This window comes from Streptomyces scopuliridis (genome assembly GCF_042790125.1).
Taxonomy (GTDB): Bacteria; Actinomycetota; Actinomycetes; order Streptomycetales; family Streptomycetaceae; genus Streptomyces; species Streptomyces scopuliridis_A.
The window spans coordinates 388830-407040 of sequence record NZ_JBHTZS010000001.1 but is presented as its reverse complement, the minus strand read 5'-3'; the positions used below and the strand labels follow the sequence as shown (position 1 = coordinate 407040).

Genomic DNA, 18211 nt, shown 5'->3' with positions numbered 1-18211 from the left:
GGCGCTACTGCGGGGGCCGATGCGCCGCGGGGGCCGGTGGGGCGGTCAGACGCTCCAGTCGAGAATGATTTTTCCGCTGCGTGCGGAGGACGCCTCGTCGAACGCCGCGTCGAAGTCCTCGTATCCGTAGCTGCCGGTGATGACGGGCGTGAGGTCGAGCCCGCCTTCGAGCAGGACGGTCATCGCGTACCAGGTCTCGAACATCTCGCGTCCGTAGATGCCCTTGACCGTGATCATCGAGGTGACGATCTTCGACCAGTCGACGGCGAACTCCTCGGCGGGCAGCCCGAGCATGGCGATCCGGCCGCCGTGCGTCATGTTGTCGACCATGTCGCGCATGGCCTCGGGGCGGCCCGACATCTCCAGACCGATGTCGAAGCCCTCCTTGAGGCCGAGCTGCCGCTGCGCGTCGGCGATGCCGACGTCGGCGGGCGAGACATCGAGGGCGAGGGTGGCGCCGGCCTTGCGGGCGAGTTCCAGCCGGTGCGGGCTGACGTCGGTGATCACGACATTGCGCGCACCGGCGTGCCGGGCGACGGCCGCCGCCATGATGCCGATGGGGCCCGCGCCGGTGATCAGCACGTCCTCACCGACGAGCGGGAAGGAGAGCGCGGTGTGCACGGCGTTGCCGAACGGGTCGAAGATCGCGGCGACATCGAGGTCCACCTCGGCGCGGTGCACCCAGACGTTCGCGGCGGGCAGGGAGACGTACTGCGCGAAGGCTCCGTCGCGGCCGACGCCGAGCCCGACGGTGCTGCGGCACAGATGCCTGCGGCCCGCGAGGCAGTTGCGGCACTTGCCGCAGACGAGATGGCCCTCACCGCTGACCAGATCGCCGACGGCGATGTCCTGTACGGCGGCGCCGACGGCGGCCACCTCGCCGACGAACTCGTGGCCGAGGACGCGGGGTGTGGTGACGGCCTGCTGGGCCCAGCCGTCCCAGGACCGGATGTGCAGGTCGGTACCGCAGATGCCGGTACGGAGCACCTTGATCAGTACGTCACCGTCCCCGTACTCCGGCTCGGGCACGTCCATGAGCCACAGCCCGGGCTCGGCCTTCTGTTTGACAAGTGCCTTCATGGGGGGCGGCTCCCGGGGTGGTGGTGCGTGGCGCATGGCGCTGAGCGGTGATCACTGTTCGGTGGTCGGGCACCAATCTGCCGAGCGGCGCCCGTTCAGTCCATCGAGGATTTCTTAAGCGGCCCAACAGCGCAGCTTCACGCGCCGCGGCGCGCCGGGAAGACGACCGGGTGGCGGGCGAGAGGCATACCGCTATCGGTGGGTGCGGTCCCCGCGGCGACGCGCACACCGGCGTTCCCGGAGCGCCCGTCCCGGCCTCAGCGGGTGCGGTCGCCAGGACGGCCGCGCGGTGAGCGGGCCGGGCGGCGCGGCACCCTGCGCCGCCGCACCCGGGCCCGGCCCCGCGGCGGCCGGCTCCAGGGCGCGGCCGCCGGGGTCGGGGCACGCAGGCGGTACGGCGGACCGCTGTCCGGGCAGCCACGCCGCGGGTACCTCCGTGATCGTGGCCGGCATCGCGGGTGCGGTCGCCGCCGTACGGGTCAGCAGCACCACGCCCCGCGCGGCGAGCACCGCGCCGAGGAGCGCGGCCGTCACGCCCGGGACGCCGCCCTGGAGGCGCTCGCCCAGCAAGGTCAGGCCGATGACCGCCGCCGCGAGCGGGTTGGCCAGGGTCAGGACCGCGAGCGGGGCTCCGAGTCCGCCGCGGTAGGCACGCTGGGAGAGCAGCAGACCGCCGGACGCGAAGGTCGCGACGACCAGGGCCACGGCCGCCACCTGCCACATCGGCAGGGCGTCCGCGTCGCGCGCGGTGGCGGCGACCGTCACCGTCTGGGTGAGGGCCGAGGCGACGCCCGAGGTGATGCCGGAGGCCGCCGCGTGGCGGAGGCCGGATCCCGTGCCCGGCCGGGTCAGCAGCGCGACCAGCGCCAGTGCCACGCCCGCGACGCCGAGCGCCTGGGGCAGGCTGAGCGTCTCGTCGGGGGCGCTGCCGGCCGCGGCGAGCAGGATGGCCGCGAGGCCGGCCAGGGTGAAGGCCGTGCCGCGCCACTCGCCCCGGCTGACCTGCCGCCCGGCGCGCCGGGCGCCCAGCGGTACGGCCGCGACGAGGGTGAGCGCGCCCAGCGGCTGGACGACCGTGAGCGGTCCATAGGTCAGCGCCACGACATGCAGCAGCGCGCCGGCCGCGTTCAGCCCGACCGCCCACCACCAGGCGCCGCGGGCCAGCAGGGTGAGCAGCCCGGCGCCCGGCTCCGTACGGGCCGCGAGCCGCTCCTGCGCCACGGCGGCGGAGGCGTACGCGACGGCCGAGACCAGCGACAGCGCCACGGCCACGGCCGTCGCGCCGTTCATCGGCCGGCCCCCGAGGTGACGGGAGCGACAGCTGAGGCGGCCTGCCTGCCGAGTTCGCAGAGGAGGAAGAGTCCGGCGACGAGCGACAGCTCACGTGCGAGGGGCGGTCGGGCGGAAGTCTCCGGCTTCCGTGCGGCGGGCCCGGTGCGGGCGTTTCTCACCCGACCCCCTTACCTGGACAACACGGCGCGGCGGAACGTCGTGGCGGTGCGGCGGCGCGGCCTGGACCGCGCCCTATCGATACGCCAGTGTACCGATACGCTTACGTATCGGTACACTGGCGTATCGATACACTGACGTATCGCCGCCGGAGCCGCACCGGACCCCGGACGGCGGAGACGGGGAGAGATGATGACGCCGCGGCGCCGCTCCAAGATCACGCCGGAACGGGAGCTGGAACTCTACGAAGCCGCCCTGGACCTGCTCAGGGAGAGCGGCTACGAGGCACTGACCATGGAGGGCGTCGCCGCCCGTTCCCGCTGCGGCAAGTCCACGCTCTACCGTCAGTGGGGCACGAAACCGCAACTGGTCGCGGCGGCGCTCCGCGGCACCCGCTGCGTCAAACTCGCGGAGGTCGACACGGGCGGCCTCGTCGGGGATCTGCGGGCGGCGGCCCGTGCGGCGGTGGCGGGCGCGGGCCGCGACACCGCGCTGATGCACGCGCTCGGCCACGCGGCCCTCCAGAATCCGGAGTTGCTGCGCGCCCTGCGCGAGAACCTCATCGAACCGGAGGTCGCGGCGATCAACGCCATGATCGAACGCGCCGTGGCCCGCGGCGAGATCGCGGCCGACAACCCGGCGGCGGAGTTCGTGGCGGCCCAGCTGATGGGCGTCATGCGCGCCCGGCCGATGGTGGAGGGCCGGCCGGCCGACGAGGCGTATCTCCAGCGCTTCCTGGAGGCCGCGGTCTTCCCCGCACTCGGCCTGCGGGCCACCTCGCGAGTCACCTCGCACCCCTGACCGGTGCGTCGTCGTCCGAGCGGATGACGACGACACACCGGCGCCGCACCGTGGGGACGGGAGCGGCGCGCTCCATGCCTGTGGGCCTCTTCTCCGGAGGGGGCCCACAGGCATGCCGGGAGGCCGGAGCGGTGGTGTGCGGAGAGCGTTCTCGTACATTCGTCTCCGTGCATGACCGTTTCAATGACGTAGCGATAACGATCAGAATGGCGACGGCATCAGGTGGGAGCCGTTTACGAGCCGTTACGAAAACGGCCGGTTGGCGGCGTACCACGGGGCGCTCGGGGAGGCTGGTGGGCGGTAGTGGAGTGGCGTGAACCGCCCTTGCACGGCGCGTGCGCGGGCGCTGCGCGGGCGCAGTGGGGGTGGTGCGCGGGCGCATCGACTCGCGAGCGGAATTGATCACGTCGGTTCACAATGAGTCAAATCCAGCCAATGGCACGCCAGTTGCGCAGTTGTTGACGATCCGACTTGGACAGATACGCTCCATCCGAACGGCATCGCCCCTCATCCGCGCACCGTATTACCGCCCTTGCCGTACCAGGAGGCCGATCATGACCTGTGTCTCGGAACAGCGCTTGGTCCAGCTTCCGGCTGTGCCGTTCTACTGCCCCGTACCGCCCGCGAGACATCCCTCGGTCGAGATCCTCAATGACCAGACCGTGCGGTGGATGCTCCAACAGCGCCTCGACAGCGACGAACATCAACTCAAACGTCTGGCCGTCTGCGACTTCGGCGGTCTCACCGCCTCCACCATGCCGTACGGAGCGCTCGAACCGCTCACGCTGATGGCCAAATTCCACGCCGTGCTCTTCTCGCTCGACGACGGCGTGTGCGACGAGTCCGAGGCCACGGCCGATCTGATGGCCCAGGAGACCTCGCGCATGATGCGCGCCGTGGAGGCGCCGAACGCGCGGTCGCTCGGGGACTCGCCGCACACCGCCGCGCTGCGCAGACTACGGCTGGAACTGGAGCAGTACGCGTCGCCGCGTCAAGTACGCCGTCTGACGGAAGCCATGCGCGTCTACACCTCCGGGCTGGTGTGGGAGGCGTCCTGGCGCCGCAATCCGGAACTCCCCTCGCTCGACGACTACGTCACGCTGTGGATGCGGGCCATCGGCATGGCGCCCTCCACCGCGATGATCGAGGTGGTCGGCGGCTTCTCCGTGGCGGACGAGGACATGCAGGACTCGCGGGTACGCGCGCTCACGGAGATCACCTGGACGCTGGTCAGCTGGGACAACGACCTCTACTCCCGCAACAAGGAGCTGCTGCGGGCCGACGACAATCTGAATCTGATCGACGTCCTCTGCCAGGAGCAGCACTGCGACCCGCGTCGCGCGCTCGTACGAGTGGTGGCGATGCGGGACCGCGTGATGGTGCTGTTCGACCGGCTGGCCCAGCAGGTGCTCAAGGAGGCGGACGACGGTCTGCGCCGCTATGTGGAGGGGCTCGGCCAGTTCGTCCGGGGGCATCTCGACTGGGCGTCGATCTGCCCCCGCTACTCCGTGCCGTCGGGTCCGCGGGCGACCCCGGGCGGGTGGTGGAAGCAGCAGCCGGCCGACAACAGCCTGGAGCCGCTTCCCATCCCGACGATCGCGTGGTGGTGGGACCAACTGGCCCCGGAGCACTGAGCGTTCAACACACTGAGCTGTCGGCGCGCACTGAGCGGTGAACGGGTCGGCCGGCCGCCTCCGTCCGCGCTCCGTCAGTGGCCGCGCCACCAGCGCGCCACTGCCCGCCAGGCCCGCTTCGGAGCGCTGCCCGCGTGCTGTTCCGCGCGCTGTTCCGGGATCGCCCCCGTTGCCTCCGGGGTCGCCCCCGCCGCGTCGGTGCCGGCCTCCGCGGGCGCGGGGACCGCGGCCCGAGCCGGTGGCCGCACCACGTCGGGGCGGGGCGAATCCACCTGCCACTGCGGTCGCGGTACGGCGGCCGACGCGCTGGGCGGACCGGTGACATCCTGCGGCGGACGCGGCGCGAAGGTCACCGGAAGCTCCACCAGCTGACGTGACATCAGCGCGCCCTCGTACCGCAGTTCATGCTCCTCCACAGCGAGCTGGATGTCGGGCAGCCGCAGCAGCAGCGCGTCGATCCCGGTGTCGGCGATCGCCCGCCCGATGTCCTGGCCCGGACACTCGTGCGGGCCGCCGCTGAAGGCGAGATGGGCCCGGTTGCCCTGCATGGAGGCGTTGAGATCGGGCCGTACCACCGGGTCCACATTGGCCGCGGCGATCCCGACCACCAGCGCGTCGCCCGCCTTGATGCGCTGCCCGCCGAGCTCGGTGTCGCCGACCGCCCAGCGGCCGAAGATCGTGGTGAACGGCGGCTCGTCCCAGAGTGTCTGCTCGACCGCCTCCGGCAGGGTCATATGGCCACCGCTCAGCTGCGCGCGGAAGCGGGGATCGGTGAGCACCATGCGCAGCACATGGGCGAGGAGGTTCGCGGTGGTCTCGTACGCCGCGATGAGCACCAGCCGCAGATGCTGGCTGACCTCGTCGTCGGTGAGTCCGGCCGGGTGTTCGGTGAGCCAGGTCGCGAAGTCCTCCTCGGGCGCGATACGGCGGCGCTTCACCAGCCTGGTCAGGGTGGTCATCACATACGCGTTGCTCTCGTTGGCGGTCGCGGTGCCCTTGATCATGTCGCGGGCTGCCTGGACGAGACGGTCGCTGTACTCCTCCGGCATCCCGAGGATCTGCGCCATCACCATCATCGGCAGATGCTCGGCGAACCTGCTGACCAGATCCGCCCTGCCGTCCCGGCAGAACTCGTTGACCAGCCTGTTGCTGTAGCGGTTGATATAGCGTCGGACGCCCCGGTGGTCGATCCGCGCGATGGAGTCGGTGACCGCGCCGCGCAGCCGCTCATGCTCGGCGCCGTCGGCGAAGACACAGATGGGCTGCCAGGTGAAGATGGGCGCCAGGGGGTGGTCGGGGGGCGCGGTGCCGTCGTGCAGCGCGCGCCAGCGCCGGGAGTCCCGGGAGAACTGCGACGGCGTGCGCGTCATATGCAGATTGTCGCTGTGCCCGAGGACGAGCCAGGCGGGTACGTCGCCGTGGAGCAGCACGGGCGCGACGGAGCCGTGTTCGGCGCGCAGCTTCTCGTACAGCCCCATGGGGTCGTTCTCGGCCTCGGGCCCGTACAGCCGCCGCAGTCCACCGGCGGCGAGGCCGTCCAGGGTGGGCCCTATGGTGTCCTGGCCGCCGTTCGGGCCAGGGGAGTTGAGCTCATCGGCGGTCATGCCATGGGCCGGGCAGCCGGGGGGCGGCGCCATGGGGCCGTCCGGCCCGGGCCGATGGGAATAAGGGGTGGTCACGGTCGCTCCAGGGATCAGGCCGGAAGGTGTACGTGTACGTGTGTGCGCGTATGCGTGTGTGCGTACGCGTGTACGCGGATGGCGCGCGGCGCGGGGTGCGCGGAAGACCGGGCGCGGCCGGTCAGGCAGTCGGCAGCGCCAGTGAGTGCAGATAGTGCATCAGCGTCAGCAGCACATCGCGGCTCGACGCCCGCAGCCGTGCGTCGCAGTCGACCATCGGGACCTCGTCGGGCAGGTCCAGAGCCGTCCGCAGCGCCTCGACGGGGTGGTGCGGCGCGTCCGGGAAGGTGTTGACGGCGACGACGAACGGTACGCCGCGTTCCTCCAGGCGTCCGATCACATCGAAGCTGACTTCGAGGCGGCGGGTGTCGACGAGCACCACGGCTCCGAGTGCACCCTCGAAGAGGCCGTTCCACAGGAACCAGAAGCGCTCCTGGCCGGGCGTGCCGAAGAGATAGAGCACCAGCTGTTCGGTGATGCTGATCCGGCCGAAGTCCATCGCGACGGTGGTGGCGGTCTTGGTCTCCACACCGGAGTTGTCGTCCACCCCCACCCCGGCCTGGGTCATGGTCTCCTCGGTGGTGAGCGGGCGGATCTCGCTGACCGAACCCACCATCGTCGTCTTGCCGACCCCGAATCCGCCCACGATCACGACCTTCACCGCGGAGGTGGCCGTGGTGGGCAGGACGTCTTCGCTCCTGGGACCCGTGATCGTGTCAGAGTTTCTGAAGTCCATGCATCACCGCTTCGAGAAGGGACCGGTCGGGAAGTGCGGCGCGGACTATGGGCGCGCGCGATTCGACCAGTTCGGCCGCGAGGAGTTCGGTCAGCAGCGCGGTCACCACGCTGAAGGGGAGGCTGAGATAGGCGGAGATCTCGGCCACGGACAGCGGTGCCCGGCAGAGCCGCAGAATGGCGGCCTGTTCCGGCTGCACCGTCGGCGACGGATCGTCGCGGGCCACGATCATGGTGACGAGATCGAGCGGCGCCCGTTCGGCGCCGTCGGGGCCACCGGTGATCACGTACAGCCGTTCCGGGTCCCCCACATCCGCCTCGGGGCGCCGGCGTTCTCGTCGGGGAGGCGTGCTCATCCGGCCTGCCCGTCATGGCGCGGCGGACTCGTCAGATGCGCTCCGATACGCACCACCATGTCCCGCATCCGGGCCCCCACCAGCCCCGCGTCCACCGTATCGTCGGCGAGGACGGCGAGATACGCGCCCGCTCCGGCCTCCATCAGATAGAAGAAGCCTCCCCCGACCTCGATGACGACGAGCCTCATCCGGCCGTCGCTGGAGGGGATTTCGGCGGCGACGGCCGCGGCCAGACTCTGCAGTCCCGCGCAGGCGGCGGCCAGCCGGTCGGCGACATCCGGGTCGCCGCCGTGCCGGGCGATCCGGAGTCCGTCGGCGGAGAGCACCACGATCTGCTGGATCTGCGGCACCCCGTCGGCGAGTTCCTTGAGCATCCAGTCCATGTTCGCCCGCTGCTGGATCACTTCAGATCTCCCTTGCCCCACACATCGTCGGATTCGCCCTGGTCACCGGGGTGGCCCGGCGCCTCCCCCGCCCCGGTCGACGGCTCACGCGGAGTGCCGTTGACCGCTTTGGTGAACGCTTCGAGCCAGATGCCGGGACCGGGCTTCTTCTCCGGCGTACCGCCCTCGCCGTGCTGTGCGTCGTCCGGCGCGCCGCCCGGGGCGTCGCCGCGCCCGCCGTTGTACGCGCCGTACCCGCCGCCGTACCCGTTGCTCCGGCCGTTGGCCAGGCCATTCGCGGGCGGCCGACGGTCGCTCCGGCCGTCGCCTCCCGTGGCCGCCGGCGCGCGGCCGGTGTTCTGGAGGCCGAGGTTGTGGGAGCCGAGCGGGGCGCGGCCACGGCTGCGCCGCTGCGGCAGCCCGTTCTCGGTCCACTCCGTGACCACGGGAATGTCGTCCTCCATGGACCCGGCCACCGGCGCCGACGGCTGTGGTCCGGTGACCGGCCGCGGCACGCGGTTGGCGGGCCGCAGTACGTCCGTCGTGGGCAGTCCCGCACCACTGCCGCGGGGCAGCGCCGAGGCGCCGATGCCATGGGCGATCCCGGGCGCGGGTCCGGTGGTGACGACATCGCGCGGCACGATGAGAACGGCCCGGACACCGCCGTACGCCGACTGCCGCAGTGAGACCTGGAGGTTGTACATCTGGCAGAGCCGGCCGACCACGGCCATGCCGAGCCGGGGAGTCTCGCCGAGGTCATTGAGGTCGATACCGGCCTGGGCCCGCGCGAGCATGGTCTCGGCCCGTGTCCGTGCCTCCTCACTGAGGCTGACGCCGCCGTCCTCGATCTCGATCGCGATCCCGGTCTGCACCTCGACGGCGGTGACATGGACGCGGGTCTGCGGCGGCGAGTAGCGGGTGGCGTTGTCGAGGAGTTCGGCGCACGCGTGGATGAGGGGTTCCACGGCCGTGCCGATGATGGCGACCTTGGCGATGGAGTGCAGATCGACGCGCTGGTACTCCAGGATCCGGGACATCGCGCCACGCAACACGCTGAACAGCGGTACGGGCTTGGGCCATTGGCGTCCGGGACGGGCCTTGCCGAGCACGGCGATACTGTCCGCGAGCCGGCCGATCAGCGCGGTGCCGTGGTCGATGCGCAGCAGGTCGTCGAAGACCTCGGGGTTGCGGCCGTGCGCCTCTTCCATCTCCCGCAGCTCGCTGGCCTGCTGGTGCACGATGGACTGGACGCGGCGGGCGATGTTCACGAAGGAACGCTGCGCGGACTCGCGCATGGCTTCCTCGTCGTCCACGATCTTCAGTACGGAGCGGAGCAAGGACCGCTGCGCGATGGGGAGTTCGCGGTAGCGCTCGTCCCCGTCCACCACGGCGCGGATGACCTCGTCGGGCGATTCGCCCTGCCGCAGCCGGTGGATGGCGGCCGGCATCAGCTCCTTGCCGAGCCGTACGGTCTCCTCGTCGTGCTCGGCGAGACGCCGTTCCAACTGTGCGAGTCGGTACGCGTAGTGCTCGTGCAGCGTACGGACGGTCCTGGCGCGCCGGGACAGTTCACCGGCGCACCAGGTGACGACGATCGTCGCGATCGCGCCGTATACCACGAGCGGTATCCGGGCGGCGTCGGGCACAAGGGCCACCGCGGCCCCTGTGGCCGCCACGATCAGGGCGGCGGGGAGTACGAGCGCGCGGACGGACGGGGATGCTTGATCACTCGGGGGTGCTTCAACACGAACCATGTAAGCCCTCTGGCGGTCGATTCAGATCAGATAATTCGAACGATCAAGGCACATGGGGAACAAGTGCCTGATTGCGTATCAACTCGGCGCGCTCCGCGAGAGCTTAGCCCGAGGAAATCGGCGCATCGGCATATTCACGCAACCTCGTGCGCGGGCAATGCCGTTGGGCATAGACTCGCGCGCCTGCACGCTAAGCTGCCGTGGAGGCACGAAGAGTAACGGATCTGAGGCATGACAAGAGGCCCGATATCGGTGATCATCGGGTGATCGCGCTCGTCTGACAGGCTGGGAGTGTGTGATGGCTGAGGATGTCGCCGAGCTGGTGGCGGTGATCCGCGTGCTGGACCGGGCCGCGAGGTTGCTGGGCGAGGAGAGTGAACACCTGAGCGGTGTGTACGGGACTCCGCCCGCCCATGGGCTTGAGGCCGGGGGGCCAGCGCAGACGCTGCTGGGGATCGCCGAGCTGCACTCCGCCATGAGGAAGTCCGTGGAGGATCTGGCCACGGCGATCGGTTACGCCACGGCCGGCATGGACCGGGCGGCGAGCCGCTCCGTGAAGTCGGCCCGGCTGGGGCCGATCGGCCTGCCGAGCGGAGCGGACCGGATGGCCCGCCCCCTGGGCGAGCGCACCGTTCGGGCGCTGGAGACCGTCAGGGACATCGGCACGTTCTTCGAGCGCGACCTCGCCACGGAGATCGACATCTGTCTCGCCGCCCCGCAGGCCACCTACCCGCCCGAGGACTGGTCCACCTACCGCGGTCGCCAGCACGCCCGTTGAGGCGCGTGCGCTCGCATGCGCTTCCGTGGCCCAGGGACGCCCGCCGGGTGGTTATCGTGGCGGGTCGGAATGGGCGGCGGCGGACAACGGCGCGGAACGGGGGAGGACGGGCGGTGGGTGAGGGGCGGGCCGGCTGGGTCCGGGTGCCGGTGGGGGCCGACTCGGCGCGATGGACGACCCGGGGGCGGTGCAAGCTCGTCCTGTTCGTCGTGCACAACGTGACCTCGGCGACCCGGCTGCTCGATGTCCTGCCGCTGTTCCGCGACGATCTGCGGGTGCAGCTGCTCGCCACCTGGACCGGTTCGTCGCCGTTCCGGGCCGGGGTGGCCGAGCTGCTCGCGGAGACCGGCATACGGGTGCTGCCCTGGGAGCAGGCGCTCGAACTGCCGGTGGATCTGGCGATCTCGGCCAGCTTCGGCGGTGAACTGCACGCGCTTTCAAAGAAGTTGACCGTTCTCTCGCATGGCGTTGGCTACAATAAGAGGCTGGCAACACCGGACACCGGACACCGGACACCGGACACCGGATGCCCTTCGCCCGAAGCCGCGAGCCGTACGCCCGATGCCGGGTCGCCGCCCGTCTTCGGGCTCTCCCCCGACTGGCTGCTCGCCGACGGCTCCCCCGTCGCCGACGCGCTGGTCCTCTCCCACCCCGAACAGCTGGAACGGCTGCGCGCCGCGTGCCCCGAGGCGGTGCCCACCGCCGTACTCGCCGGGGACCCGTGTTTCGACCGGATACTGGCGGCCCTGCCCTATCGCGAGCGCTTCCGCCGGGCCCTCGACGTACGGCCGGGACAGCGGCTCGTCCTGCTGAACTCGACCTGGAACCCGGACTCCCTCTTCGGGGACGGCGGCGAGGACATCCTGCCGTCACTGCTGCCACGGCTCACCGCGGAACTGCCCGCCGACGAGTACCGGCCGGCGGCCGTGCTGCACCCCAATATCTGGCACGGTCACGGGCCCGGCCAGATCCGCGTCTGGCTGGACCGGGCCCGGCGGGGCGGGCTGGCGCTGGTGGATCCGCTGGAGGGATGGCGCCAGGCGCTCATCGCGGCCGATGCCGTCATCGGGGACGGCGGCTCGGTCAGCTACTACGCGGCGGCTCTCGGCACGCCCGTGCTGCTGGGCGCCTCGTCGCCGGACGGGCTCGACGCGCGGTCGCCGGTGGCCGCGTTCGTACGGCAGGCTCCCCGGCTCGTGCCGTACGCCCCGCTGCGGGCCCAGCTGGAAGCGCTGCTCGACGGACCGGGACGGCGGCAGCGCCAGACAGTCCCCGGCCCGGCCGAACTGGTCTCCTCGGCTCCGGGTGAGTCGGCGACGCTGCTGCGTGGCCTCTTCTACCGGCTCATCGGTATCCCCGAGCCCGAGGAGCCCGCCCTGCTCGACCCGCTGCCGCTCCCTCCGTACGAGCGGGTGGTGCGGACGGCCCCGCTGCGGGTGCTGACCCGGCTGCTCGGGACCGGTGAGATCGAGGTGAGCCGGTACGCGGATCCCCGGTCGGAGCCGGCGGGTGACGGGGACGCGCATACGGCCGTGCACGAAGACACCCTGGACCCGGACCGACGCGCGCTCGCCGATGTGATCTTCCGGTACGGCACGGCGGACGATCCCCGGTACGGCACCCCGGAGGAGTGGACGGCGGAGGTAATGGCCCGCCATCCCTACTGCGCGCTGGCGGCGCTGGTCACCGACCGCGGCGGCTGTACGGTCCGTACGCGGGCGGGTGTACTGCTGCGGCTCTCGGGCGCGCCCGCCGCCGCCGACCCCGCCGCGTATGTCTCCGCCCTGTACGCCTGGCTGGCCGCGGGCAAGGCGTGGGAGGAGCTGGCGGCGGGCGGGATGACCGTACGCACCGGCAGCGGCGGCCCGCACCAGGTGTCGGTCACACCCGTCACGCAGGTCACACCGGTCGGTATGCCCCATCCGGGTGGTCCAGGTGGCCCCAACTCCCCTCTCACTGACCCGAGCTGAGGCAGCGCTCGCGCAGCGCCCGCAGATGCGCGAGATGGTGGGCGGCCTTCTCCGCGTCGAGCGTGGCCGCCGCCTCATCGATCAGCGGCAGCGCGCTCCGCGGGTCCCCCTCGGCGAGACGGGTCTCGGCGAGGTCGGTGAGCGTCCTGGCCGTGTTGTACGGCTCCCTGGCGGTGTCACGGAAGAACACCAGCGCGGTGTCGAGCCGCTCATGCGCCTCGGCGTAGCGGCCGAGACCACGCAGGGCCCGGCCCCGGTGCCGGTCCAGCAGGGCACGGGCGCGGGGCAGATCACGCTCGCCCTCGTCCCCGGGACCGATGCCGTCGAGGATCGCCCCCGCCGCGTCGAAGTGGTCGTACGCCTCCTCGAAGCGCCACTGCCGCAGCCGCAGCAGGCCCAGTGACTCCACGGCGGAAGCGTGTCCGCGCAGATGCCCGGACCGCTCCTCGGCCCGTGCGGCGGCGGCCAGTTCGGGCTCGGCCTCCTCGTAGCGCCGCAGCTCCATCAGATCCAGCGCCAGCAGCAGATGTGTCCGTCCGGCCATCCGGGAGCCGGGGTCATGGGCATCGGCGACGCGCGCGCCCGCTCGCAGCGCGGGGAGCAGTTCGTCGTGGTACCCCGCCTTCAGCTGGAGCGGCCAGAGGGCCTGGCACAGCTGGTAGACCGCGTCCGGCCGGCCGAACTCCTCGGCCGCGTGGACCGCCTGGACGAGATTGCCCAGCTCGGCCGCCAGCGCGGAGAGCGCTTCGCCCTCGTCGGCGTACGGGCTGGGGCTGCCCGCCAGCTCCTCGTAGAGCGGGCCGATGCCCCAGCCTCCCGGCAGGGCGGCGAGCCTGGCCCGTACGGCGAAACGCAGATGCCAGTCCACCGTCCGCTGGACCGCCGCGGAGCAGGCCGGGATGCCGTCCACGCGGACGGCGGTCTCCTCGGCATGGCCGCGGACCACGGGGCGGTAGCGGTAGCGGTCGGTGTCCACGGACTCCAGCAGCCCGCGCCCGACGAGTTCGCCGAGGATACGGACGGCTTCGGCCTCCGGCAGGGCGACGGTGGCCGCGACGGCGGCGGGGCCGAACGCGGGCCACTCGCGCGGTGACATCAGCCGGTAGACCTTGGCGGCGGCGGGCTCCAGCTCTCGGTACAGACCCTCGACGGCGGTACGGACAGGGCCGCTGTCGGACACCGTGGGCTCCTCCTCCCGTCGGTTCGGGCCGGGGTCCGTGCCGGACGGTCCGTGCGGCTGGGCCAGCCGCGGCGCCGCCGCCCGCAGCGCATACGGCGAACCGGCGCACCGCTCCAGCACCCTCGGCAGTACGGCGCGGGCCGCCGCGACCGTCTCCCGGTCCGTGAGGTCGGTGAGCAGCCGGCGCGCGTCCTTGTCGGAGAGCGGCCCGACGGGGATCCGCAGCGCGTCCAGACCGGGCAGCGGCCTCGGTGCGACCACGACCGTGAACACCTCCGGCGCGGCCGTCAGCAGCGGCCCGACCTGCGCCGCCGACTGGGCGTGGTCCAGCACGACGAGCAGACGCCGGCTCGCGACAGCGCGCCGGAACCACTCACGCCGGTCCGCCGCGCCCGGCGGAATCTCGTCCCGCGCCATCCCCAGCTGGACGAGCAGGCTCCGCAGCACCGTGGACGCGTCCAGCGCGGTGCTCGCGGAGGCACCGCGCAGATCGGCGTACAGCTGCCCGCCCGGAAAGAGACGCTCCGCTTCCCGGCATCCCCAGTGGATGGCGAGGGCGCTGGTGCCGATGCCTTCGGGGCCATGGATCAGCGCGACGCGTGGCCGGCCGTCCGCCGTGCGCGAGGCCTCCCGCTCCAGGAGCTTCATCGGTCCCTGACGGTCCGTGAAGAACCGTATGGAGGCGGGCAGCGCCGGCACGGCGTCGGCCGTCGCCGGGCCTGGGGCAGTACGGGCGAACGCCTCCCAGGCGCGGGCGCGCGCGGGGTCGGTCCGTACCACCGCGTGGACAAGCTCGGCCACGGCCGCCAGCTCGTCCGGGCCGTCGGGCGCCGTCACCTGCCGGCCGACGATGCGGCGCACCAGACCACCGGCCGACTCCCAGGCCCACTTCCCGGCCTCATTGGCCATTCCCGCGCCCACGGCGCTCAGCACCCCGGCGATCGCCGCCAGTGACATGGGCTCCAGCATGCCCGCTCCCCCATTCCCCGTTCTCCCGGTCCCTGGCGACGCACCCCGCCGAGGCCGCGCGCCACGTTCCGGATCAACCGTAATCGCGATCACGGCGGTACGGGGGCCGTTGGCGAGTACTCGCAACCCCTGTTGCCGAAGGGGACGTTCGGGGAAGGAGCGACCGGTCGGCCGGAGGTCGCGGAAGGGGCGGTGGAAGCCCTCCGGGAGAGCGGTTGAGGAGGGGGTGCCGGGGGCGCTCCCTGCGGAGGTACCGGGCGGTATCAGGCGGTTGCCGCCGTACGCGCTGATACTGACCCCATGACCCGACACGGAGAGCTGGGCACGGCCCTGCACCGCTGGCGTGACCGGATCGCTCCGGCCGAAGCCGGGCTGCCCGCGGGCGAGCCCGGCCGGGCCGCCGGGCTGCGGCATGAGGAGCTGGCCCAGCTGACCGGTCTGTCCGTGGACTATCTCGTCCGGCTGGAAGAGGGCCGGGCGACCTCCCCCTCCGTCCAGGTCCTCACCTCGCTGGCCCGTGCCCTGCGGCTCTCCGACGACGAGCGCAGACATCTGTTCCTGCTCGCCGGGCAGTCACCGCCCGCCCTCGGACGGGTCTCGGACCATATCCCGCCCAGTGTGCGGCGGCTGCTCGGCCGGCTCCCCGGGACCCCGCTGGGGGTCCATGACGCCGCCTGGAATCTGATCACCTGGAACCCGCTCTGGGCGGCGCTGCTGGGGGATCCGGCGGCGGTCCCCGGGCGGGGCCGCAACGCCGCCTGGCTGCATTTCACGGGCCAGCCCAGCCGGATCGGCCAGACCGTGGAGCAGGAGGCGCGGTTCGAGGCGGCGCTCGTCGCCGATCTGCGGTCCGCGACGGTCCATTACCCCACCGACGTACGGCTGCGCTTCCTCATCGGGGAGCTGCGGCGGGTCAGCAACCGGTTCGCGGTGCTGTGGAACTCCCGTATCACCGACTCCCACGACACCGGTACCCGGACCATCCATCACCCGGATGTCGGACCGGTGATCGTGGACTGCGACACCCTCACCGTGCCGGGCTGCGATCTGCGTATCGCCGCGTACTCCGCCGCCCCGGGCACGGACGCCGCCGACAAGCTCAGGCTGCTCGATGTGATCGGCACGGAGATGACGGAGATGGCCGAGCTGACGGGCCAGGGCCCAGGCCCAGGTCCCGGTTCCGGTTCCGGCCCAGGTCCCGGCCCCGGCCCAGGTCCCGGCCCCGGGCCTGTCTCCGGGACTGATCCCAGCGCCACCGCGCCGGAGCCCGCCGACCGATGAGGGCGAACAAGGTCTGCACCGGCGCCAGCATGTCGCTGGACGGCTATATCGCGGGCCCGGAGGAGACGGGCTTCGACAAGCTGTTCCGTTGGTACAGCAACGGCACGGTGCGCGTGCCGACCACCCGGGACGACCTCACCTTCACCATGTCCCCGGTGAGCGTGGAGGCGTGGCGCGGCACGGTCGAGCGCACCGGCGCGCTGGTGGTCGGCCGACGGCTCTTCGATCTCACCTCGGGCTGGGAAGGAAATCACCCGATCGGGTGCCCGGTGGTCGTGCTCACGCACCAGGTGCCGGAGGACTGGCCGTACGAGGACGCGCCCTTCACCTTCGTCACGGACGGTATCGAGAGCGCCGTGGAGCGGGCCAAAAAGCTCGCGGGGCCCGGCAGGACGGTCACCGTCAACGGCGGCACGATCGCACGGCAGTGCCTGGACGCGCGGCTGCTCGACGAGGTGTGGATCGATCTCGTACCGGTGCTGCTCGGCGCCGGGACGCCGTTCTTCGATCAGCTGAAGAACGTCCCGGTGGAGCTGGAGGGGCCGCTGTCGATGGCCCAGGGCATCGGCGTCACCCATTTGCGCTATCGGGTCCGCTATCCATGACGGGCGCGCGCCCGCCGAAACGTGGAACCACCGATCGGACAGCGATACATCCGGTCGGCTCACGTGAGGGGCGCGCGACGCGGTCCGTTCCTACCGTGGCGGAATGATCAACAGATCCGTGACGCGCTCCGCGCTCTCCTGCACGGTGGCTCTCGCAGCCACCGGCCTGCTGGTCCTTCTGCCGCCGTCCCCGCCGGCCGCCGCGGACTCCCGCAGCGATCCGGCCGTACGGGCTCCGGGCCTGCCCCGCGTCCCCGCGGTCGCCGGCTCCCCCGGCGTCCATGGCCCAGCCGGATCTCCCGGATCTCCCGGATCTCCCGGGTCCCATGGATCCCCTGGCTCCCCCGGCGCTCCTGGTTCTCCCGGACCTCATGGATCCCGCCGGTCCGTCTCCGCCGTACACGGACCGGCGGCGGGCGCTCATGGCCCCGCGAGCGCCCCGGGAGCCGATATCGACCGCGCGCTGCTGTACCGGCCGGGTACGCACGCGCGGCCCAAGCCCGGCACGCACGCCCCACCGGAACTCTCGGCGATGTCCTGGCTGGTGGCGGACGCGGGTACGGGCGATGTCCTCGCCGCGCGCGACGCGCATGTCAAACTGCCTCCGGCCTCCACCCTGAAGACGCTCTTCGCCCTCACCGCGCTGCCGCGTCTGGCCGAACACTCCCGGCACACCGTCAAGGACGAGGAGCTGGACGACATCGGCCCCGGCAGCAGCACGGTGGGAATCGTCAGCGGCGAGTCGTACGAAGTGGCCGATCTGTGGCGGGGCGTGTTCCTCAGCTCCGGCAATGACGCGGTGCGCGCGCTCTCCGCGATGAACGGGGGCTGGGATTCGACGGTTGCCCAGATGCGGAAGAAGGCCAGGCAACTGGGTGCGACGGACACCCATGTCGTGTCCCCGGACGGCTACGACGCGCCGGGCCAGGTCTCCTCGGCGTACGACCTGTCGGTGTTCGCCCGTGCGGGCCTGGCGTCACCGGAGTTCGTGCGGTACAGCTCGACCGTCGACGCCGAGTTCCCCGGCGAAGGCGGCATCGTCAACACCAACCGGCTGCTGAGCGGCGAGGACGGTGTCGAGCCCTACAAGGGGCTGATCGGTGTCAAGAACGGCTTCACCTCCGACGCCGGCTACACCCTGATCGCGGCGGCCAAGCGCGGCGGGCGCACGCTGATCGCGACGGTGATGAACCCGCAGTGGGGTGGCGTCCACGCGGTGTACGAGGAGGCCAGGGAGCTGCTGGACTGGGGCTTCACCGCGGGGAGGCGGGCCGTCCCGGTGGGCACGCTCAAGCCGCCTCCGCCGCCCGTCCCGCCGATGCCCCCGACCTCGCCGGCGCCGGCGGGTCCGGGGTCGAGTCCGATGGCGAAGGTGGCGGGAGCGGCGCCGGGGGCGCGGTCGGTGAGCGTGGCGCGGTCGGTGGACGAGAGTTCCGGGTCCGGCTATCTGGTGCCCGCGGCCTTCGTCGGATCGGCCTGTCTCGCGGCCCTCGGACTCTTCGTCGTACGGCGCTCGGGCCGGCGGCGGCCGGAGGAGGAAGAGATCATCCACTGAGC

General features: G+C 71.9%; 15 protein-coding genes. 7 read left to right on the top strand and 8 right to left on the bottom strand.

Annotated elements, in window-relative coordinates; translation table 11 throughout:
• Window positions 1-45: 45 nt before the first annotated feature.
• A complete protein-coding gene (gene tdh, locus ACFRKB_RS01590) occupies window positions 46-1080 on the bottom strand; it encodes an L-threonine 3-dehydrogenase (RefSeq protein ID WP_383102332.1) in 1035 nt (344 codons plus the stop codon).
• 192 nt (window positions 1081-1272) lie between these two features.
• A complete protein-coding gene (locus ACFRKB_RS01585; RefSeq protein ID WP_383102331.1) occupies window positions 1273-2370 on the bottom strand; it encodes a DMT family protein in 1098 nt (365 codons plus the stop codon).
• A gap of 348 nt (window positions 2371-2718) precedes the next feature.
• On the opposite strand from ACFRKB_RS01585, the gene ACFRKB_RS01580 reads away from it, so the two are divergent.
• Window positions 2719-3330: a TetR/AcrR family transcriptional regulator gene (locus ACFRKB_RS01580; RefSeq protein ID WP_383102329.1), complete on the top strand. Its 612-nt coding sequence runs from the start codon at window positions 2719-2721 to the stop codon at window positions 3328-3330.
• 554 nt (window positions 3331-3884) lie between these two features.
• Window positions 3885-4964 (top strand): terpene synthase family protein, encoded by a 1080-nt coding sequence (locus ACFRKB_RS01575; RefSeq protein WP_383102328.1) that lies wholly within the window; start codon window positions 3885-3887, stop codon window positions 4962-4964.
• 74 nt (window positions 4965-5038) lie between these two features.
• Here the strand turns inward: ACFRKB_RS01575 and ACFRKB_RS01570 are convergent, their stop codons facing one another.
• From ACFRKB_RS01570 to ACFRKB_RS01550, 5 genes are all read right to left on the bottom strand, one after another.
• Window positions 5039-6643: a cytochrome P450 gene (locus tag ACFRKB_RS01570; RefSeq protein ID WP_383102326.1), complete on the bottom strand. Its 1605-nt coding sequence runs from the start codon at window positions 6641-6643 to the stop codon at window positions 5039-5041.
• Between the two features lie 121 nt (window positions 6644-6764).
• On the bottom strand, window positions 6765-7379 hold the full coding sequence (locus tag ACFRKB_RS01565) for a GTP-binding protein (RefSeq protein ID WP_030350305.1): 615 nt from the start codon (window positions 7377-7379) through the stop codon (window positions 6765-6767).
• Window positions 7360-7734, bottom strand: a complete 375-nt coding sequence (locus tag ACFRKB_RS01560) for a DUF742 domain-containing protein (RefSeq protein WP_383102324.1) — start codon at window positions 7732-7734, stop codon at window positions 7360-7362. The genes ACFRKB_RS01565 and ACFRKB_RS01560 overlap by 20 nt, the downstream gene beginning before the upstream one ends.
• Window positions 7731-8138: a roadblock/LC7 domain-containing protein gene (locus ACFRKB_RS01555; protein ID WP_382525956.1), complete on the bottom strand. Its 408-nt coding sequence runs from the start codon at window positions 8136-8138 to the stop codon at window positions 7731-7733. The genes ACFRKB_RS01560 and ACFRKB_RS01555 overlap by 4 nt, the downstream gene beginning before the upstream one ends.
• Window positions 8135-9871: a sensor histidine kinase gene (locus ACFRKB_RS01550; RefSeq protein WP_383102322.1), complete on the bottom strand. Its 1737-nt coding sequence runs from the start codon at window positions 9869-9871 to the stop codon at window positions 8135-8137. The genes ACFRKB_RS01555 and ACFRKB_RS01550 overlap by 4 nt, the downstream gene beginning before the upstream one ends.
• Before the next feature lie 298 nt (window positions 9872-10169).
• Here ACFRKB_RS01550 and ACFRKB_RS01545 point away from each other — a divergent pair, with 298 nt between their 5' ends.
• Both ACFRKB_RS01545 and ACFRKB_RS01540 read left to right on the top strand, forming a co-directional pair.
• A complete protein-coding gene (locus tag ACFRKB_RS01545) occupies window positions 10170-10649 on the top strand; it encodes a hypothetical protein (RefSeq protein WP_383102320.1) in 480 nt (159 codons plus the stop codon).
• 113 nt (window positions 10650-10762) lie between these two features.
• Window positions 10763-12619, top strand: a complete 1857-nt coding sequence (locus ACFRKB_RS01540) for a hypothetical protein (RefSeq protein ID WP_383102319.1) — start codon at window positions 10763-10765, stop codon at window positions 12617-12619.
• Here ACFRKB_RS01540 and ACFRKB_RS01535 read toward each other — a convergent pair.
• Window positions 12603-14768, bottom strand: a complete 2166-nt coding sequence (locus tag ACFRKB_RS01535; RefSeq protein ID WP_383102318.1) for a tetratricopeptide repeat protein — start codon at window positions 14766-14768, stop codon at window positions 12603-12605. The genes ACFRKB_RS01540 and ACFRKB_RS01535 overlap by 17 nt on opposite strands.
• A 300-nt stretch (window positions 14769-15068) precedes the next feature.
• Here ACFRKB_RS01535 and ACFRKB_RS01530 point away from each other — a divergent pair, with 300 nt between their 5' ends.
• The 3 genes from ACFRKB_RS01530 to ACFRKB_RS01520 all read left to right on the top strand — a co-directional run bounded on the left by ACFRKB_RS01530 (window position 15069) and on the right by ACFRKB_RS01520 (window position 18209).
• The gene (locus ACFRKB_RS01530; protein ID WP_383102316.1) at window positions 15069-16049 is read left to right on the top strand and encodes a helix-turn-helix transcriptional regulator; all 981 of its coding nucleotides are present in this window, start codon (window positions 15069-15071) and stop codon (window positions 16047-16049) included.
• Window positions 16046-16654, top strand: coding sequence for a dihydrofolate reductase family protein (locus ACFRKB_RS01525; protein WP_383102314.1), 609 nt, complete (start codon window positions 16046-16048; stop codon window positions 16652-16654). Before ACFRKB_RS01530 ends, ACFRKB_RS01525 begins: the two co-directional genes overlap by 4 nt.
• A gap of 103 nt (window positions 16655-16757) precedes the next feature.
• Window positions 16758-18209: a D-alanyl-D-alanine carboxypeptidase family protein gene (locus tag ACFRKB_RS01520; protein ID WP_383102313.1), complete on the top strand. Its 1452-nt coding sequence runs from the start codon at window positions 16758-16760 to the stop codon at window positions 18207-18209.
• Window positions 18210-18211: the final 2 nt, after the last annotated feature.

Coding starts and splice junctions, on each gene's coding strand:
- ACFRKB_RS01550 (WP_383102322.1), bottom strand. CDS start 9,871: ATGGTTCGTGTTGAAGCACCCCCGAGTGATCAAGCATCCCCGTCCGTC.
- ACFRKB_RS01545 (WP_383102320.1), top strand. CDS start 10,170: ATGGCTGAGGATGTCGCCGAGCTGGTGGCGGTGATCCGCGTGCTGGAC.
- ACFRKB_RS01575 (WP_383102328.1), top strand. CDS start 3,885: ATGACCTGTGTCTCGGAACAGCGCTTGGTCCAGCTTCCGGCTGTGCCG.
- ACFRKB_RS01530 (WP_383102316.1), top strand. CDS start 15,069: ATGACCCGACACGGAGAGCTGGGCACGGCCCTGCACCGCTGGCGTGAC.
- ACFRKB_RS01560 (WP_383102324.1), bottom strand. CDS start 7,734: ATGAGCACGCCTCCCCGACGAGAACGCCGGCGCCCCGAGGCGGATGTG.
- tdh (WP_383102332.1), bottom strand. CDS start 1,080: ATGAAGGCACTTGTCAAACAGAAGGCCGAGCCCGGGCTGTGGCTCATG.
- ACFRKB_RS01565 (WP_030350305.1), bottom strand. CDS start 7,379: ATGGACTTCAGAAACTCTGACACGATCACGGGTCCCAGGAGCGAAGAC.
- ACFRKB_RS01580 (WP_383102329.1), top strand. CDS start 2,719: ATGATGACGCCGCGGCGCCGCTCCAAGATCACGCCGGAACGGGAGCTG.
- ACFRKB_RS01585 (WP_383102331.1), bottom strand. CDS start 2,370: ATGAACGGCGCGACGGCCGTGGCCGTGGCGCTGTCGCTGGTCTCGGCC.
- ACFRKB_RS01535 (WP_383102318.1), bottom strand. CDS start 14,768: ATGCTGGAGCCCATGTCACTGGCGGCGATCGCCGGGGTGCTGAGCGCC.
- ACFRKB_RS01525 (WP_383102314.1), top strand. CDS start 16,046: ATGAGGGCGAACAAGGTCTGCACCGGCGCCAGCATGTCGCTGGACGGC.
- ACFRKB_RS01520 (WP_383102313.1), top strand. CDS start 16,758: ATGATCAACAGATCCGTGACGCGCTCCGCGCTCTCCTGCACGGTGGCT.